This window comes from Proteiniclasticum ruminis DSM 24773 (assembly GCF_000701905.1).
Lineage (GTDB): Bacteria > Bacillota > Clostridia > Clostridiales > Clostridiaceae > Proteiniclasticum > Proteiniclasticum ruminis.
In genome coordinates this window covers 121,107-137,146 of record NZ_KL370832.1, presented here as the reverse complement: position 1 = coordinate 137,146, position 16,040 = coordinate 121,107, and the positions used below count along the sequence as shown (strand labels likewise).

General features: G+C 46.4%; 14 protein-coding genes. 1 reads left to right on the top strand and 13 read right to left on the bottom strand.

Translation table 11 applies throughout. The annotated features are described in order from the left end of the window. Positions 1–143 precede the first annotated feature (143 nt). Complete coding sequence (locus T487_RS0113830; protein WP_031577728.1) at positions 144–989, top strand: helix-turn-helix transcriptional regulator; 846 nt, start codon at positions 144–146, stop codon at positions 987–989. A 50-nt stretch (positions 990–1,039) separates the two neighbouring features. On the opposite strand, the gene T487_RS0113825 is transcribed toward T487_RS0113830, so the two are convergent. From T487_RS0113825 to T487_RS0113755, 13 genes are all read right to left on the bottom strand, one after another. Continuing rightward, positions 1,040–2,080: a substrate-binding domain-containing protein gene (locus T487_RS0113825; RefSeq protein ID WP_031577727.1), complete on the bottom strand. Its 1,041-nt coding sequence runs from the start codon at positions 2,078–2,080 to the stop codon at positions 1,040–1,042. A gap of 49 nt (positions 2,081–2,129) precedes the next feature. Then, the gene (locus T487_RS0113820) at positions 2,130–3,122 is read right to left on the bottom strand and encodes an ABC transporter permease (RefSeq protein WP_031577726.1); all 993 of its coding nucleotides are present in this window, start codon (positions 3,120–3,122) and stop codon (positions 2,130–2,132) included. A 1-nt stretch (position 3,123) separates the two neighbouring features. Continuing rightward, positions 3,124–4,620 carry a sugar ABC transporter ATP-binding protein gene (locus tag T487_RS0113815; RefSeq protein ID WP_031577724.1) on the bottom strand — a complete coding sequence of 499 codons (1,497 nt, stop codon included), beginning with the start codon at positions 4,618–4,620 and terminating at the stop codon, positions 3,124–3,126. Positions 4,621–4,731: 111 nt separating this feature from the next. Continuing rightward, complete coding sequence (locus tag T487_RS0113805; RefSeq protein ID WP_031577723.1) at positions 4,732–5,640, bottom strand: aldose epimerase family protein; 909 nt, start codon at positions 5,638–5,640, stop codon at positions 4,732–4,734. A 298-nt stretch (positions 5,641–5,938) separates the two neighbouring features. Continuing rightward, complete coding sequence (locus T487_RS16520) at positions 5,939–6,076, bottom strand: hypothetical protein (RefSeq protein ID WP_155953277.1); 138 nt, start codon at positions 6,074–6,076, stop codon at positions 5,939–5,941. 371 nt (positions 6,077–6,447) lie between these two features. Continuing rightward, positions 6,448–7,068, bottom strand: a complete 621-nt coding sequence (locus T487_RS0113790) for an HAD family hydrolase (protein ID WP_031577722.1) — start codon at positions 7,066–7,068, stop codon at positions 6,448–6,450. Then, positions 7,055–7,852 (bottom strand): response regulator transcription factor, encoded by a 798-nt coding sequence (locus T487_RS0113785; protein ID WP_031577720.1) that lies wholly within the window; start codon positions 7,850–7,852, stop codon positions 7,055–7,057. Before T487_RS0113785 ends, T487_RS0113790 begins: the two co-directional genes overlap by 14 nt. Next, positions 7,853–9,619, bottom strand: coding sequence for a sensor histidine kinase (locus tag T487_RS0113780; protein WP_031577719.1), 1,767 nt, complete (start codon positions 9,617–9,619; stop codon positions 7,853–7,855). A 37-nt stretch (positions 9,620–9,656) separates the two neighbouring features. Then, complete coding sequence (locus T487_RS0113775; protein WP_031577718.1) at positions 9,657–10,544, bottom strand: nucleotidyltransferase family protein; 888 nt, start codon at positions 10,542–10,544, stop codon at positions 9,657–9,659. 94 nt (positions 10,545–10,638) lie between these two features. Further along, the gene (locus tag T487_RS0113770; protein WP_031577716.1) at positions 10,639–12,057 is read right to left on the bottom strand and encodes a phosphoglucomutase/phosphomannomutase family protein; all 1,419 of its coding nucleotides are present in this window, start codon (positions 12,055–12,057) and stop codon (positions 10,639–10,641) included. Between the two features lie 42 nt (positions 12,058–12,099). Next, complete coding sequence (locus T487_RS0113765) at positions 12,100–13,776, bottom strand: ABC transporter permease (RefSeq protein WP_051651740.1); 1,677 nt, start codon at positions 13,774–13,776, stop codon at positions 12,100–12,102. 2 nt (positions 13,777–13,778) lie between these two features. Next, on the bottom strand, positions 13,779–14,852 hold the full coding sequence (locus T487_RS0113760) for an ABC transporter ATP-binding protein (protein ID WP_031577714.1): 1,074 nt from the start codon (positions 14,850–14,852) through the stop codon (positions 13,779–13,781). A gap of 59 nt (positions 14,853–14,911) precedes the next feature. After that, positions 14,912–15,940, bottom strand: a complete 1,029-nt coding sequence (locus T487_RS0113755; protein WP_031577712.1) for an ABC transporter substrate-binding protein — start codon at positions 15,938–15,940, stop codon at positions 14,912–14,914. Positions 15,941–16,040 lie beyond the last annotated feature (100 nt).

Here is a 16,040-nt window from a genome sequence, read left to right as displayed (position 1 = left end):
AATTACATTACTATTAGATGCGGTTTTATTGCATAAAATTGCTCTGAATTTTAAACCATTAATTTTATTTAAGTATTGTGTATCAACAAAAATAGCCATATAATAAAAAATAATATATCAAAATAAATTCATGGAGGTATTGGATGAAAATCATCGAAAACGGAGTTCTTCCAAACTCAAAATTCTATATCAACACAGTCAGCACGAAAGCCCAGGAGATGTTTTATTACCTCAATAGCATTGGCCATTACTACTGCACAACAGAATATCTTGTTGTAAGAGAGCATTTTGACAACTTTCTACTGATGATTCCAAAATCCGGGTCCGGTATACTGAAAACACCTCAAGGAACCTTCCCTTTTCATAAAGATCAGATTGTTCTTGTGGACTGTTACGAAAAACATCAGTACTCCTGCAGCAGTGATATGGAGATCTATTGGCTCCATTTTGATGGACAGTCCTCCAGAAAGTATGTGGAAGAAATCTTTTCCAAAGTCGGTCCGGTGATTGATGTGAAAAACCCCTATGTTTTTGAATCTATCGTCCACCGGATCTATGAAGCATTCGAATCTGAAAAAGGACTGGCAGAAGCACAACTTGCCCAAGCTATCTTCTCCCTCTTAACGGAAATATATGTAGAAGCGGTCTACAACATCCATCATGCGGAAAAACAGACTCTCATTGATGACATCCTCAGCTTTATCAGCAAAAACCTTTCTCAGGATCTCACTGTGGATGATCTCTCCAAAAGAGCCTCTCTCAGCAAATACTACTTCACTAGGCTGTTTAAAGCTGAAACCGGATTTACTCCTTATGAGTATATTCTCAGCGCAAGAATCAACGCTTCCAAATTCTATCTGAGATCCGCGCCTCACCTCAGGGTGAAGGAAATTTGCTTTTTTTGCGGTTTTTCTTCCGAAAGCAATTTCTGCAACACCTTCAAAAGACTGGAAGGCATCACTCCCAGCGAATACAGGGGAGAGCTTTAAGAAAGGCACTGTGCGATGATTTGCACAGTGCCTTTTCTGTCACATAACTACTATTCTGCTGCTGCTCCCATGACCTCTTTATAGTTTTCAGGTGTTACAACAATGGCTGGAACGGCAGTGGATTTTGGTATTTCTGCACCATCCTTGATGTGGTTGATGAGCATTTCAGCGGAAGCTCCACCGATGGAGTCTGCTGAGAAGTATGCTGCAGCTTTAATAGCCACATCCTCTCCTTTTGTATTCCACTCATCTTTGGCCAGGTATCCGCCAAGGCCTATGACCGCGGAGCCACCATCAAGACCTGCTGTTTCAAGGGCTCTTACAGCACCAATGGCTGTTTCTTCATTACCAGACATGACAATCCACTTCTTCACTTCAGGGTGTGCGGTGATCATTGCAGTGGCTGCAGTATTTCCTTTTTCAGTGGTTCCGTCTGTATCTGCTTTATAGATCTTTGCAGTGTCAAAACCAGTAGCAACAGAAGTAAACTTATCATAAGCACCTTCTGTTCTAGGCACTACACTGGATACGGTATCCATGGTAAGGATCATAACTGCAACTTCAGGATCATCCACCATATTGTTCTCCATGACATAGTTTGCCATGAATTCTCCATTGGCTTCTCCAATGACATAACCATCAATACCGACCCATGGTGCGATTTTTTCACCACTGACTTCCAGTGCATCATCTACACCAATGATTGGAATGCCTGCATCATTGGCCTTATCCACAACGGCTTGGGACATGGTCTGATCTGGAATACAGATGAGAATGCCGTCCGCTTTATTGGCGATGGCATTGTCTACTGCTTTCAGTGCTTCTTCCGGATTCATCTTTGCATCCACATAGACAAACTCAGCCCCCATGGATTCCGCTTTGGCTTTGGCTGCATTTCCTTCGTCGATGAACCAGGTCTGGTCTCCTGCTTTATAGATGCCGTAAATGACTACTTTGTCATCCTCTTCTCCTCCAGGTGTTTCTTCAGGCGTCTCTCCCCCTGGTGTCTCGGGTGTTTCTTCTACAGAACACCCCGCCAGAATACCTAAGGTCAGCGTAGCACTAAGTAGCAGTGTCAGGATTTTTTTCATAATCGTTACCCCCATTAGTTTTTTATTATTCCGCTTAACGCGATGATAATCATTTCAAATTTTTCATGCTTTCCTGAAGTATTTTCTTCTCTCTGTTGGTTTTTCTCATATAGTCAAACCACAGCGCCAATAGAAGAAGGGCTCCTCTTGCCACGTACTGCCAGAAGGACTGGACACCAACCATGGTGAGTCCGGTGTTAAACGCCTGAATGAGAATCACTCCGAGAAGTGTACCTCCCATATTTCCTACACCGCCGGAAAAAGATACGCCGCCTAAGATGACCGCGGTAATGGAGTCAAATTCCAGGTTGATGCTTGCTGAAGGCTGCCCAGAGTTCATACGGGCCGCAAGAATCACGCCACCAACCGCACAGAGCGCTCCCATCATCATATAAGACACCAGTACAATTCTTTTGGGATGAAGACCTGCCAGTCTTGCGGCATCTTTATTTCCGCCTATGGCATAGATGGATCTTCCGAACCTGGTTTTAGCCAGAATGTATCCAAAGATTACAAACCCCACAATGAGAATCCATACGGTGAGAGGAATCCTGAGGATTCTCAATTTTCCAAAGAGGATAAAGGCTTCATTAGTGATGGGCACTGCTTTTCCTTCATTGAGGATGTAAGCAAACCCTCGAATGATCGCCTGGGTCACCAAGGTGGCAATGAAAGGCTCCAGCTTGATGCTGTTTACCATCCAGGCATTGAATACCCCAATAACCATAGCTGCAATCACCGTCACGATGAATGCGCTTCCAAAAGAAAACCCATACACTCCCACGAGAATGGCAGAAAGAACACCAGACAGCGCCGCTACAGAACCCGAGGACAGATCATTGAGTCCTGCAATGATCAAGTACGTGTGTCCAATGGCCACAAGTCCTGTGAGAGAGGCTGCAGTGAGGATATTGATGAGATTCTGATAAGAGAAATAGTTCTTGTTCTGATACGAGAAAATCGCAGTGACACCAATGAGTGCAATAAATAATACAATTAAACTTCCACTTATGGGCAGTTTGATTTTTTTCAGTTTTTCCATCTTAACTCTCCCCCAACATTGCCAATTTCAGTATTTTCTCTTCTGTAGCTTCCTCTCGTTTCAGCTCACCCGCTATCACTCTGGATTTCATCACAATGATTCTATGAGAGAGGCCAATGACTTCAGGCAGCTCACTGGAGACCAGAATGACACCAAGACCGGCACGGGAAAACGCACAGATCATTTCATAAAACTCTGATTTGGCTCCAATATCAATACCTTTTGTGGGTTCATCCAAGATCAGCACCTTGGGATTGGTGGCCATCCACCTTGCCACAATGGCTTTCTGCTGGTTTCCGCCACTGAGCTCAATGATTTTCTTTGTTTCATCTGGTGTTTTGATTTTAAAGTTCCGGATGCCTTCCTGACTCATTTTCAGTTCATCACTCTTTCTTAGAATGCCGAACCTTGAAGAATTCTTCTCCATAGAAGAAATGGTGATGTTCTGCCCAACGCTGAAGTTACTTAAGATTCCCTGGAATTTTCGGTCCTCCGGCACCAGTACGATGCCGTTTTTCCGGCTGTGATCTGGGGTACGGTTGTGTATCTTTTTCCCGCTGAGGAAGATTTCTCCTTCTTTTAAGTAATCCGCACCAATGATGCCACGAACCGTCTCTGTTCTTCCTGCTCCTACCAGTCCGGCAAAGCCAAGCACTTCCCCTTCTCTTAAGGAGAAGGAGATGTCTTTCACATACTCTGTTGTCAGATTCTTCACTTCCAGAAGCACCTGTCCGAACTCCTCATTCCGTTTTAAGTTGTTGAAGATATCTCCAAGATCTCTGCCCACCATTTTGGTGATCATATCATCATCCGAAATTTCGTTGATGGGATAATCGCCAACATAAGTTCCATCCTTGAATATCGCCACCCGATCTGATATCTCACGGATTTCTTTCATTCTGTGCGATACATAGAGGATGATCTTCCCTTCTGCCTTCAGTTTCTTTATGATATGAAACAGATTCTCTATTTCTGAATCCGTCAGACTGGCCGTGGGCTCATCAAAGGCAATGACCTTCAGGTTTTCTCTGCTGTATGCCTTCATGATCTCCACAATCTGCTGGTAGGCAATGCTGAGATCTTTCACGTAATCTGTAGGCTTCATATCCAACCTGAATTCGTTGATGATGCTCTGTGCCATCTTATTGGCTTTCTTCATGCTGATCATGCCCAGTTTATTCTGGGGCAATCTCCCTAAAAATATGTTCTCCGCCACAGTCAAGTCCAGAAGAATCTGCCTTTCCTGGTAGATGATACTGACACCAGCTTCAATGGCTTGGGACGGATCTTTGAATTTCATCTCTTCTCCATCCAGATAATACTGTCCACTGGTAGGCTGATAATCTCCATTGAGAATTTTCAGCAGTGTGGATTTTCCCGCACCATTTTCTCCCAGCAAGGACAACACCTCACCTCCAGATGCCTCGAAGCTGATTCCGTCCAAAGCTTTCACACCTGGAAAGTATTTTGTGATTTCTAAGAATTTAAGGTTTGTCATCCATGAGACCCCCTCGACTGAACTGTCTAATATATTGAATTATAAGCCATGTAAACGTATTATTCATTCCCATATTTTGCCCATTTATTGCAAAAAATTGCCCTATCATATTTATGATAGGGTCAGTTTTATCTGGAACTTCCATGCCTCTTCCGGTGACAGAAGGTTTAACTTTTCATGGTCCATGGCGTTAGATACTGAATCATAGAATCCTGAACTGGGTTCCAATGCGATGTTACGGTCTCCTTGATATCCTCCCTGGGTCATCCACAAACCAAGATAGGGCAGCTTTTTCGCATCGTACTCAAAGCGCACCGACGCCTCCTGGCTTGGATAGTCAAAGCCGCAGCTTCCTTCCTCCAGCACATTTCCCACATAATACTTCATCATATAAGGTTCCGCTTCTCTTGGAAGGAGTCTGAAGTCATGGTCAGCACTCAAAGGGAAGCTGTGTTCTTCTCCTGCTTTTCCAAGAATCATATGATCCATCACATTAAGAATCTTTTCTGTTCCTTGGGGATAGAAGATTTTCATGTCATGTTCCATACGGAAAAGTCCATGAAAGGTGTAAAAACACGGGAAAACATCTTCTCCGGTATTGGTGATCTCATAGCTCAATGTGATGGAGTGTTCAGAGAGTTGGATCTCTTTTCTGTATCTGTAGTGAAAAACGGTGCTTTCAAACTCCATTACGATTCTGTCAGGGGAAGAGTGGTCCCAGCCTAAGGATGAACTCCACACCTCTCCATGATCCGGGTAGTTCCTTTCTTTTCCGCGAAAGACGATAGATTCCCCATCAATGTTCGGAAAACAGTCATCGATACCCGAAGGCTGAAATTTTGAAAAATCATCATAAATCTTTGGATGCTCATAGGCAGCTTTTGGCTGGAACAGAAACTGGAAGCCGTCCCTCTTCCGCTGTATAGAACTCACTTTCCCCCCCAGACGGGGGATCACCTGTAACTGATAGCTTTCATTTTCCAGCAGCACCCTGTCTAAAACTTCATTTTCTGCCTTCAATACGATTCCTCCTTTTACTGATTTTTTCACAATATCACAATATCCTAATCTTACTGGATTCTGAAAGTATTTATCAAGGGTTCAGGAAAAATAAAAGCGCTGTCTCCTTAAAACGCAAAGAAGACAGCCCTTATTGATTCTATTTATCTTTTCGATGTGCTTTCACTGATCACCATTTCTGTGGGAATCTTGAGGTCCAAATCATGGGCTACCTTTGCTATAAATAACGCCGCGGTCCTGTTTTTTAACCTAATTAGCGAGAATCCCCCTAGACTCTATAGTCGGGGGGATGAGCCCCCTAAAACGCTGTCTGCTTTCCTATGAACCTGATCTTCTCATGACCTGAGGCGAGAATCTGATCCAGGACCTTTTTCGTGTATTTCACAAAATCGATGAACACCCCATCAAAAACATCTTCTTCAGGGGTCGAGTCCACAAAGACAATGTTATTTCTGGAGCTTTTACCTCACAGATCTTCTCCATGGTGAAAATCCCAGGGCATAATATACCATCCAGCTCCAGTTTTACAAATCAGAATTATCCTGACATCATAGAAATCAGCTGTATCAGAGCCTATCAGAGCCTTCAGGCTCTAGAACGGTATTTCTGGTCCATTGTACTTCTAAAGGTTCCACTCATAAAATTTCAGTAAACTGCTACATAGACTTTTCCTGTCAAAGCTTTCTTCTCTGGGGAATGTAAAAACCCAAGAAGGATGTTTCATCTCTTCCCTCTGGGGATGCTTTTCTTAGGCCCTATTTTGTTTTTTCGCTTGCCACCATTCTTTCCCAAATGGCCGTTACATTATTACTTTACGCACTGGTCCTTCAGCTGAAGATAGAGATCCATAAGATGATTGCTGTGGAAAAAATGTACCGCTTTCATGCCTAAGGCTCTAGCAGCTTCCACATTAGCCAAGGTGTCATCGATAAAGACGCACTCCTCCGCTTTCAAGCTGTATTTCTCCAGAAGAATCTCATAAATCTTTTTGTCCGGTTTCATTTCTCCATAGGCGTAGCTCACCACTTTGCCGTCAAAAAGATCAAAGAAGGGATAGAAGGCCTCGGTATTGATAAATCCTCTCTCCGGATAGTTGGATAATGCATAAATGCCGTATCCCAGATCCTTCAGTTTTCTTAAGATAGCTGTGGACTGGGTCATCTCCTCAATAAGAAAGCTCTCCCAATAAAACAGGATCCGCTCCACTTCTTTCTCCATGCCTGGAAGCCTTCTGGAGATTCTCTCATAGGCTTCTTTGTCCGTGATGCTGCCCCGATCCAGAAGCTTCCACTCCTCGCTCTGAAACACCTCTTTATAAAGCGTCTCCACCGTATCAAAACTATCATAGCTCTTTGTGAGCCACTTTAAAGGATCAAATTCTATGAGGACATTCCCCAGATCAAAAATGATGTTTTTAATTTCCTTCATGTTCTCCTCCTTGATGCTGCTGTTCTATGGAAAGTTCCCGCTTATAGGCACTGGGACTTTTCCCTGTGATTTTTTTGAATAGATTGCTGAAATAATGGGCATCATTGTAGCCTACTAGATAAGCCAGTTCATATATTTTCAGCGGATCCTTCCGAAGAAGAAGCACCGCTTTTTTCATCCTGGTTAAAGTGAGATAATCCACGAAGGTGTACCCCGTTTCTTTCCGGAAGAGCTTTCCAAGATAGCTTTCGCTGATGCCGATCTCCTCCGCCACCTTCTGGCAGCTCACATCCTTCATATAGTTTTCCTCCAGATACTGAATGGACTTCACTAAATAAGGATTGCTCTCTTCCCGTTTGTCCTTCTGATACTCCTGAAAGAAGGAGAAATCCTCCTCCACTTCCTTTTCTCTGCTGTGGATTTTTTCAACTGCATGCTTCAGCGCTTTGGTCAGCTCCTCATCCTGAAAGGGCTTCAGAAGATAATCTGTCACCCCCAGACGAAGTGCGCTTCTGGCGTATTCAAAATCAGAGTAGCCAGAGAGAATGATGAACTGGATGGAGTCCTCCCCTTTCAGTTCTTCAATCATCTCTATGCCCGTCATCCCCTTCATCCGGATGTCAGTGAGCACCAGGTGGGGCTTTTTCTCCCGGATGACGGAAAGTCCTTCTTCCCCGCTCTGCGCTTCTCCCACCACCTGGCATCCGTAAGACTGCCAGTCCGTGGTCATGATGATGCCTTTTCGGATCATTTTCTCGTCTTCCACTACTACCACACGGATCATTTAGACTCCTCCTTCCCCAAGAACCATGCGCACCCTGGTGCCCCGGTTCACGATACTCCTGATTTCAAGGCCATAGCCTTTCCCATAATAGAGCTCAATTCTTTTATGTACATTGAGTAGCCCAATACCTTCTCCAAGATGCTCTGAAAGAAGCTTCTTTCTTTGGGTTTCCTCGATGCCTTTCCCATCATCTTCCACTTCAAAGACAATGCGGTCCTCTTCCTCATATCCCCTCACTACAATCTTTCCTTTGCCATCCAGCCCATGAAGAATGGCGTTCTCTACAATGGGCTGCAGAAGAAGTTTGGGGATTTTACGCTCATAGAGGGACTCCTCCACATGGATCTCATAGATGAGATCATCATCGTACCTGGCTTTCTGGATCTCCAGATAGCTTTTCAGCCAGCTTAAGTTCATCTCCACGGTCTGAAACTCTTCTGCGTCCTCCAAGGAGATGCGGAGAAGCTTCGCAAGGTTTGTGATAAGGGTCACCACTTCCTCCGACTCTCCCATCTTCGCCATCCACTTGATAGTGTCCAAGGTGTTGTAGAGAAAATGAGGATTGATTTGGGACTGAAGCATCTTCATTTCAGATTTTTTCAGCCGGTCCCGGCTTTCGATCATATTCCTTATAAGAAGATCCAGCCGTTTGGCCATCTTATTGTACCGCTCCATGAGTTCCCCCATCTCGTCGGTTCTCCTGGTCTCGAACCGTTCAGAGAAGTCCCCTTTCTCAATCTTCTTCATATGGTGCACCAGATCCTTCACCGGTTTTGATACGGACTTAGAGATCCTGTAGGACGCCAGAAGAGAGATGAGAAGGGTCAGAATACCGATATAGAGGAGGTTTTTGAGAAGATACCTGGCATTGCTCTCCACATCGCTCAAAGAGGCGTAAGCCAGCACTTCGAAGGGATAGGACGCACTTTTAAGATAAGCGCCGTGAAAGTCTGTACCCTCTTTCTGTGCGGAAAAAGAGCCTCTTCTGTCGTAGAAGCTATGGCCCTGGTCTCTTTCTAAAGGCCGACCTTCTTCCAAAAGGCTGTTCTTCGCATAAATCACGTTGCCGATCTCATTGATGATGGCTGCTTCCCAGATATTCCCCTGGGCTTTTCCCTGAAGGATTTCAGAAAAAGCTTCCCGGTGCACATCCACCAGAATGACCCCTTTTAAGGTCTCCTCCACGGTGATGCCCATTGCGGCAGTGATGCTTTTATCATGAAGATCCCGCTCTCTCTGGTTGGCGCTGTGAAACACCACTTCTCCAGGCAATTCGCTGACCTTTCGGAGGACGCCCCAGCCTGGATAGTTTTTGGTGTCATAGTGCTTGGGCAAAGTGTCCGAAGCAAAAAGCGTTACACCATTATTGCCCAGGATATAGAGGGATACTTCATTGGTTCTTCCAGAAAAAAGAAGATACATTTTCTCATAAAGATCCCGGGTCTCCTCTAGGGTGACAGTCTGCTTTGTAAGAATCTCCAGCACCAGAGGATCCTTCGACAGTCTCAGCACCGCTTCTTCATAGAAGCTGTAGAGACCCACCACATCCTTTTCCACTTCTTCCACATAAGCCAGAGACTCCTCCTCAATGCCGCTTCGAAAGATCCTTTCTGAAAAACCATAGAGCACTGCTGTGATGAGGAGCAGCGGAATCATGGCCACCAGAAACACATTGAGAAAGAGCTTTGCAAAAAACGAGCTTTTTATTGATTTCATAAACAGTTCTTCCCCCAAAAATGGTCTTGTAGAGTATTCATACTCTCTCATTATACGGGATACAGCTGGCCTTTTCCACGGATCCTTCCTAGAAGAGTACTCTTGGATATACGCCGGACTCTGTAAGATCCTTCAGCCTTGCCATGACCCGGTTCCGGTCTTCCTGATAAGTGACACCCATCCACTCTTCTGAGACGGGCAGCACCTTCAAGGAAACCTTCTCCTTTTTCAGAAGCGCTTCCATGGCCACCGGCAGATAAAACTCCTCTTTCCTGAGATCTCTTCCCGGGGTTTCTAAGAACTGATGGAATACTTCTGGCAGATGACGCAGTATACTCTTTTTCCCCGCCCAAATATTCATGGACACCAGCTCTTCTCCCGTCATGGGGTGCACTCCATCTTCTTCGTAGTAAAGATGCCCCTCTTCGAGATAAATCCTCTCCCGTTCCTTTATGGATACCACATGGCCTGTCTCACTGACCTCTAAGACTCCTCTTGACACCGCCCCTTCTTCAGAAAGGGTGTTTATCACGCGGTAGCCTGGAATGGCCAGAGTCTCTCCTTCTTCCAGCGCCTTCATGAGATCTGAAAGGACAGACCTACCATAAAAATCATCTGCGTTCAGGATAAGAAATCCCTCCTCTATGGCGTGTCTTGCAGCATAGAGGCACTGACCGGTGCCCCAGGGTTTTTCTCTTTTTACGTGCAGAGGCTTCTCCAGGGGGAGATCCTCCTCTTTCTGAAACACCAGATCAAAGGGCACTTTTCCTTCGAGCCTTTTTCCTAACGTGTCCATGAAGGCCTCTTCCATATCCTTCCGAAGGACAAAGACCAGCTTGTCTACGCCAAGGCGCACTGCGTCATAGGCAGTATACTCCATGAGGCTCTGGCCCAAGGGTCCCAGTTCCGCCAGCTGCTTGTTGCCGCCAAAACGCTTTCCCATGCCTGCGGCCATGAAAATCAGGGTTTTATGCATCTTTCTCGTCACTCCTTATTACTTACTTCTCTTCTTTTCTTCTTTTCTTCTTTTCCTTTAAAGAAAGGCATCGATCCGCTCGATGCCTTCTACTCTATCCGTCTATGCCAAAATGGCCCATGAATTCTGTTGCGATCTGCTTCGCTTCCCTGAGGGTCGCCATTTCCGTGAAGATTCTCAAGAGCTTTTCTGTGCCGGAGAATCTCGCCACCAACCAGCCTCCATTTTCAAAATAGAGCTTCAGTCCATCTTTATAGCTGACGGTTTTCACTGCTTCTGAAAGATGAGGCACTTCTTTCTCTTCAAAGAGCCTTCTTTTCAAGGAGCTTTCCTCCTCTTCTGTGAGTGCCAGGTTCTCCTCATGCATATGGAAAGCGCCGTACTTTTCCTGCAGGTCTTTCAGCATCTCATGGATTCTCTTTCCCGTGACGCTGATCATCTCCACAAGAAGTGCGGCGGCAAAGATGCCGTCTTTTCCTTTGATGTGTCCTTTGATGGTGAGGCCCCCGCTGCTTTCTCCGCCAATGATGGCATCGGTCTCCAGCATTTTACCAGAAATATACTTAAATCCCACAGGCACTTCATAGCAAGTCTCTCCAAAGTCTTCGGCGATTCTATCCAGAAGGTGCGTGGTGGAGAGGTTTCTCACCACAGGGCCTTTCATGCCTTTGTAGTTCAGAAGATAGTAATAGAGAAGCGCCATGATGTCATTGCTCGTCACATAGTTTCCTTCTTCGTCGATGATGCCCAGCCGGTCCGCATCGCCATCGGTGCCAATGCCGATGTCATAGTTTCCGGCTTTCACCATATCCCGGAGTTTTCCCAAGGTTTCCTTGGTGGGAGATGGCATCCGGCCGCCAAAGCTTGTGTCATGGCGGTCATTGATGACGTCCACCTCGCAGCGCACGGTGATGAGCACCGTCTGAAGAGCTGCTTTGGATACGCCGTACATGGGGTCCACCAGCACCTTCAGTTCCCGGTTCCGGATGGCTTCCTTGTCCAGCATGGAGATGATGGCATCCACATAGTCATTGAAGGGACTGACACTTCGGATGACGCCTTTGTCTTTCCCTTCCTGGAACTTCATGGTCTTCACCTCTTCTCTGGAAAGACCTTTGAGGATCTCCTCCAGCTTCTTTGTTACGGACAGGTCCGCATCTTTTCCGCCTTTGGTGAATATTTTGATGCCATTGTAGTCTGCTGGATTGTGGCTGGCCGTCACCGCCAGGCCATAGTCGCAGGCGAAGGATTTCACCGTATACATGATAAGGGGTGTTGGGCTGACTTTTTCGATGAAATTCACGGCAATGCCGTTGCCTGCAAATACTTCCGCAATCCAGCGGCTGGCTTTGTCACTTAAAAAACGCTTGTCATAGCCTATGACAATGCCATGGCTGTCCACTTTTTCTTCCTTCATAAGCTTTGCCAGGGCCTGAGCCACCAGCACAATGTTGTCTTTGATGAAACCGTCGCCGATGATGTCTCTCCAGCCTCCGGTGCCAAACTGTATCATACTCTTTTCCTCCTGTCTGTCTGAGCGCAAAATCTTCTGCCTTTATAGAGAAATACTTCTGCCTCCGGACACCTTGTTGAAGACCAGAATGGAAATGATGGTGGTGAGGGTCAGAATCGACGCCAGTGCGCCTGCAGTTCCAAAACTTGCCCGGACCACTTCTGTATACACTGCCACGGCGATGGTGGAGGTTCTTCCGGTATAAAGGATCACCGTGGAGCTCAATTCATTGATGGTGGTGATCCAAGAAAGGATTGCTCCGGAGAACACCCCTGGGGCCATCATCACCGCTGTGACCTTGAAGAAAGTCTTCATGGGCGAGACGCCAAGGTTGATGGAGGCTTCCTCTATGCTTGGATCGATCTGATACAAAATGGAAGCGGAGGACCTCACGGTATAAGGCAGCTTTCGGATGATGTAGGCAATGATGATGATGGCTGCTGTTCCACTTAACACCACTGGCTTTCTGTTGAAGGCCACAAGAAGCGTGATACCAAGAACTGCACCTGGAATGACATAAGGGAACATGATGAGTGTATCCAGGAAATTATTGAACTTCGATCTTCTTCGTACGATGATGTACGCAAGCAGGATTCCCAGGATGATCATCACCGCTAGGGCAATCACTGCATAGCTGAAGGTGTTCCGGATGTTCAGTGACAGACGGTTCAGAACAAGCGTATAGTTGTCCAGACTGAATTCCTTGAGGAAAATGGGCCCCTGGGTCTTCATGAAGGACGTGATGATGACAACGATCTGCTGCGCCATGGCAAGAAGCACCACGGTATACAGGAAGAGGGTCGCCAGAATCTTCTTTCCTCTTGGCAGCTCCTTCACTTCTGGTGGTCTTAGAGAGCTCATCATATAGCTTCTCTTCTCCACCACTTTCTTCTGGATGTAGAGCACAGATAAAGAAAAGAGCACGATGATGACGCTTAAGGTGCTGGCCATGGCCGCATTTCCACCCAGTTCACTCATGAACTCGTCATAGACAATGACCGGCAGGGTCTTGAAGCCTTCACCGATGAGCATGGGTGTACCAAAATCCGCAAGGGACGTCATGAAGACCAGTAGAGCGGAGGAGGTGATGGTGGGGAGGATCAGAGGAAAGGTGATGGTCATGATTCTCTTAAACGAGGACATGCCAAGGTTCTCTCCCGCTTCCTCTAAAGAAGCGTCGATGCTTGTGAGGGCGCCTGATGCGTACAGATACACATAAGGGAAAAACTTTAACGTAAAAACAAATATGATGCCGCCCAGTCCATAAATGGTAGGCAAAGTGATGCCAAGTCCTGCAAAAAAGTTTGTCAGCACACCATTTCTCCCCAGGAGAATGATCCAGGCATAAGCCCCGATAAAGGGTGGTGACAGAAGGGACAGAATCACCATGAGGTTGATGAACTTTTTCCCGACAATATGGAACCGGTTGGTGATGTACGCCATGGGCAGTCCCACCAGAACGGAGAAAATGGTTGCGAGTGTACATACAATAAAGCTGTTTTTTAGGGTGTTGAAGTAATAAGGCAGTTTAAAGAAGTTCACGTAGGTCTTTAATGTGAACGCGCCGTCTTTTCCCTGAAAACTCTCCAAAAACAGTGAGGAGAAAGGATAGATGAGGAAGATGAGAAGCAGTATAAAACTTCCCACGGATACAAAGTTCCAGAAGTTCAGGCTGTTTGAAAAGTCAAAACTTTTCTTCACTGGTGATTTTTTCGCCATTGCTACATCACCTGCCCTTCCTCGTTGTAGACCTTCAGAACTGACGCGTCGGCTTTCACCACCACTTCCTCTCCAATCTCCCGGAGGGTTTTCCCGTCTTTGGTGTATTCATTGACTTCCATGATGGTGCCATCGGTGAGGGTAATCTCATAATTCATGAAGTCTCCCAGGAAGGTGGATAAGGTGATGGTGCCGCGAAGCCCCTCTTCTCCCAGGTTCTTTGTGAGAACGCCTTCTTCAGGACGAAGTGACAAGGTCACAGGACCTTCGTAGGCGAGGTCTCTGTCGTAGGAAAGCTTTGCGCCATGGGTATGAAGATAGACTTTTCCATTTTCCTTCACAGCTTCGCCTTTCAGGAAATTGCTGGTGCCGATGAAGCCTGCCACAAAGGCGTTGGCTGGACTCTTGTAGATGTTTTCCGGCACATCGATCTGCTGGATGACGCCCAGCTTCATGACCGCGATACGGTCAGAAATAGCCAAAGCCTCTTCCTGGTCATGGGTCACATAGATTGTGGTGATGCCCAGCTCTCTTTGGAGCTTCTTGATGATGGTTCTCATCTCCAGACGAAGCTTGGCATCCAGGTTGCTTAAAGGCTCATCCATGAGGAGCACATCCGGCTCGATAACGATGGCTCTTGCCAGGGCAATTCTTTGCTGCTGGCCTCCAGAAAGCTTGGAGGGCTCTCTGTCTTTGTACTCTTCCATCCGTACAAGACGCAGGGCTTTCAGCACTCTTTCTTCTGCTTCCTTCTTCCCGATGTTTCTTGCCTTCAGGCCATAGGCCACGTTGTTGAAAACAGTCATATGGGGGAAGATGGCGTAGTTCTGGAACACCATGCCGATGTTTCTTTTATGAGCGGGGATCTTGTTGATGACTTTGTCTCCGAAGGAGATGGTGCCTCCTTCGATGGAGTTGAATCCAGCGATCATTCGAAGAAGCGTAGTCTTGCCGCATCCTGAGGGGCCCAGAAGCGTGAAGAACTCTCCTTCTTTCACGGTGAAGTTTGCATTTTTCACCGCATGGAAGTCTCCATAGTATTTATCGATTTCTTTAAAATGTACAGCGTAGCTCATTTTTCCTCCTAAATAAAAGAAAGGGCAATGTGCATTGCCCTATTCTTTTCTATTTCCTTTTATTCCTGTCCTGTGACGATGTTCTTCCACTTTTCAAGCAGCGCATCCTTGTTTTCTGCAGCGAACTTGAAGTCGTAGTCCAGAAGCTTGATGTCATCAATGGATCCCAGACCTTCTGGGTTGTTGGCATCAGTTCGGGTGGATCTCCAGCTGAAATCCTTGGCTGCCAGGTCCTGCACTTCCTTGGAGAACGTGAACTCGATAAACTTCTTAGCGTTTTCTTCGTTCTTTGCGCCCTTGATGAGTGCAATACCGTCTGGTGCAGCAGAGGTTCCTTCTTCAGGATAAACGATGGTCATATCGCTGCCTGCGATGATGTATCTGGATGCTGCTTTTTCCAGGGTAAGACCCACAGCGTACTCTCCATCGGATACACCCTTGTAGGTGCCTGAGGAGCTTCCCAGGATCTTGTTGTCCAGGTTCTCAATGAAAGCCTTCATGGTTTTCCATCCGTCTTCGCCGTCATTTTTGAAGGCTTCCAGCATGGTGGCCATGATGGTGTAGGAGGAACCGGATTTTGCAGGGTCTGCAAAAGCGATCTTGCCCTTCCACTTTGGATCGGTCAGATCTTCCCAGGATTTAGGGGCTTCTTCCGCAGAAACCAGTTTGTTGTTGTAGATGATGACCATGGGCAGAGCACTGAAGCCGTACCAGAGTCTGTCCGGATCTTTGAATAGATCTGGAATCTTCGCATCGTCTTCGATGGTGTAGCTTGCAAAGTATTCTTTAAAGGAATCCAGAGACTCTGCTCCGCCTCCCCACATAACGTCTCCCAGAGGATTGGCGCTTTCTGCCTCTACTCTCTTTAGGAGTTCTCCTGTGCCTGCGGCTACTACATCCACACGGATGCCTGTTCTTTCTGTAAATTCATTGATGATGGGGTTGATTTCTTCTGCGTTGTGCGGGGAGTAGACCACGACGCTTCCGCCACCTTCTTGTGGTGTTTCGGCATCGGCTTTTTCTCCACATGCAGCCAATGAAGTAAGGGACAACATGGCGATAAGCAGTAAGCTGATTTTCTTCTTCATAATTCCCTCCTGAATTTGTGATACCTTTATTATATTTTCCATGTAAACCATTAACAATGAAGAATCCGGCACTTTTGTGGAATATCCCGCACTCTTCCCA

Coding starts and splice junctions, on each gene's coding strand:
- T487_RS0113830 (WP_031577728.1), top strand. CDS start 144: ATGAAAATCATCGAAAACGGAGTTCTTCCAAACTCAAAATTCTATATC.
- T487_RS0113825 (WP_031577727.1), bottom strand. CDS start 2,080: ATGAAAAAAATCCTGACACTGCTACTTAGTGCTACGCTGACCTTAGGT.
- T487_RS0113820 (WP_031577726.1), bottom strand. CDS start 3,122: ATGGAAAAACTGAAAAAAATCAAACTGCCCATAAGTGGAAGTTTAATT.
- T487_RS0113815 (WP_031577724.1), bottom strand. CDS start 4,620: ATGACAAACCTTAAATTCTTAGAAATCACAAAATACTTTCCAGGTGTG.
- T487_RS0113790 (WP_031577722.1), bottom strand. CDS start 7,068: ATGAAGGAAATTAAAAACATCATTTTTGATCTGGGGAATGTCCTCATA.
- T487_RS0113785 (WP_031577720.1), bottom strand. CDS start 7,852: ATGATCCGTGTGGTAGTAGTGGAAGACGAGAAAATGATCCGAAAAGGC.
- T487_RS0113780 (WP_031577719.1), bottom strand. CDS start 9,619: ATGAGAGAGTATGAATACTCTACAAGACCATTTTTGGGGGAAGAACTG.
- T487_RS0113775 (WP_031577718.1), bottom strand. CDS start 10,544: ATGCATAAAACCCTGATTTTCATGGCCGCAGGCATGGGAAAGCGTTTT.
- T487_RS0113770 (WP_031577716.1), bottom strand. CDS start 12,057: ATGATACAGTTTGGCACCGGAGGCTGGAGAGACATCATCGGCGACGGT.
- T487_RS0113765 (WP_051651740.1), bottom strand. CDS start 13,776: ATGGCGAAAAAATCACCAGTGAAGAAAAGTTTTGACTTTTCAAACAGC.
- T487_RS0113760 (WP_031577714.1), bottom strand. CDS start 14,852: ATGAGCTACGCTGTACATTTTAAAGAAATCGATAAATACTATGGAGAC.
- T487_RS0113755 (WP_031577712.1), bottom strand. CDS start 15,940: ATGAAGAAGAAAATCAGCTTACTGCTTATCGCCATGTTGTCCCTTACT.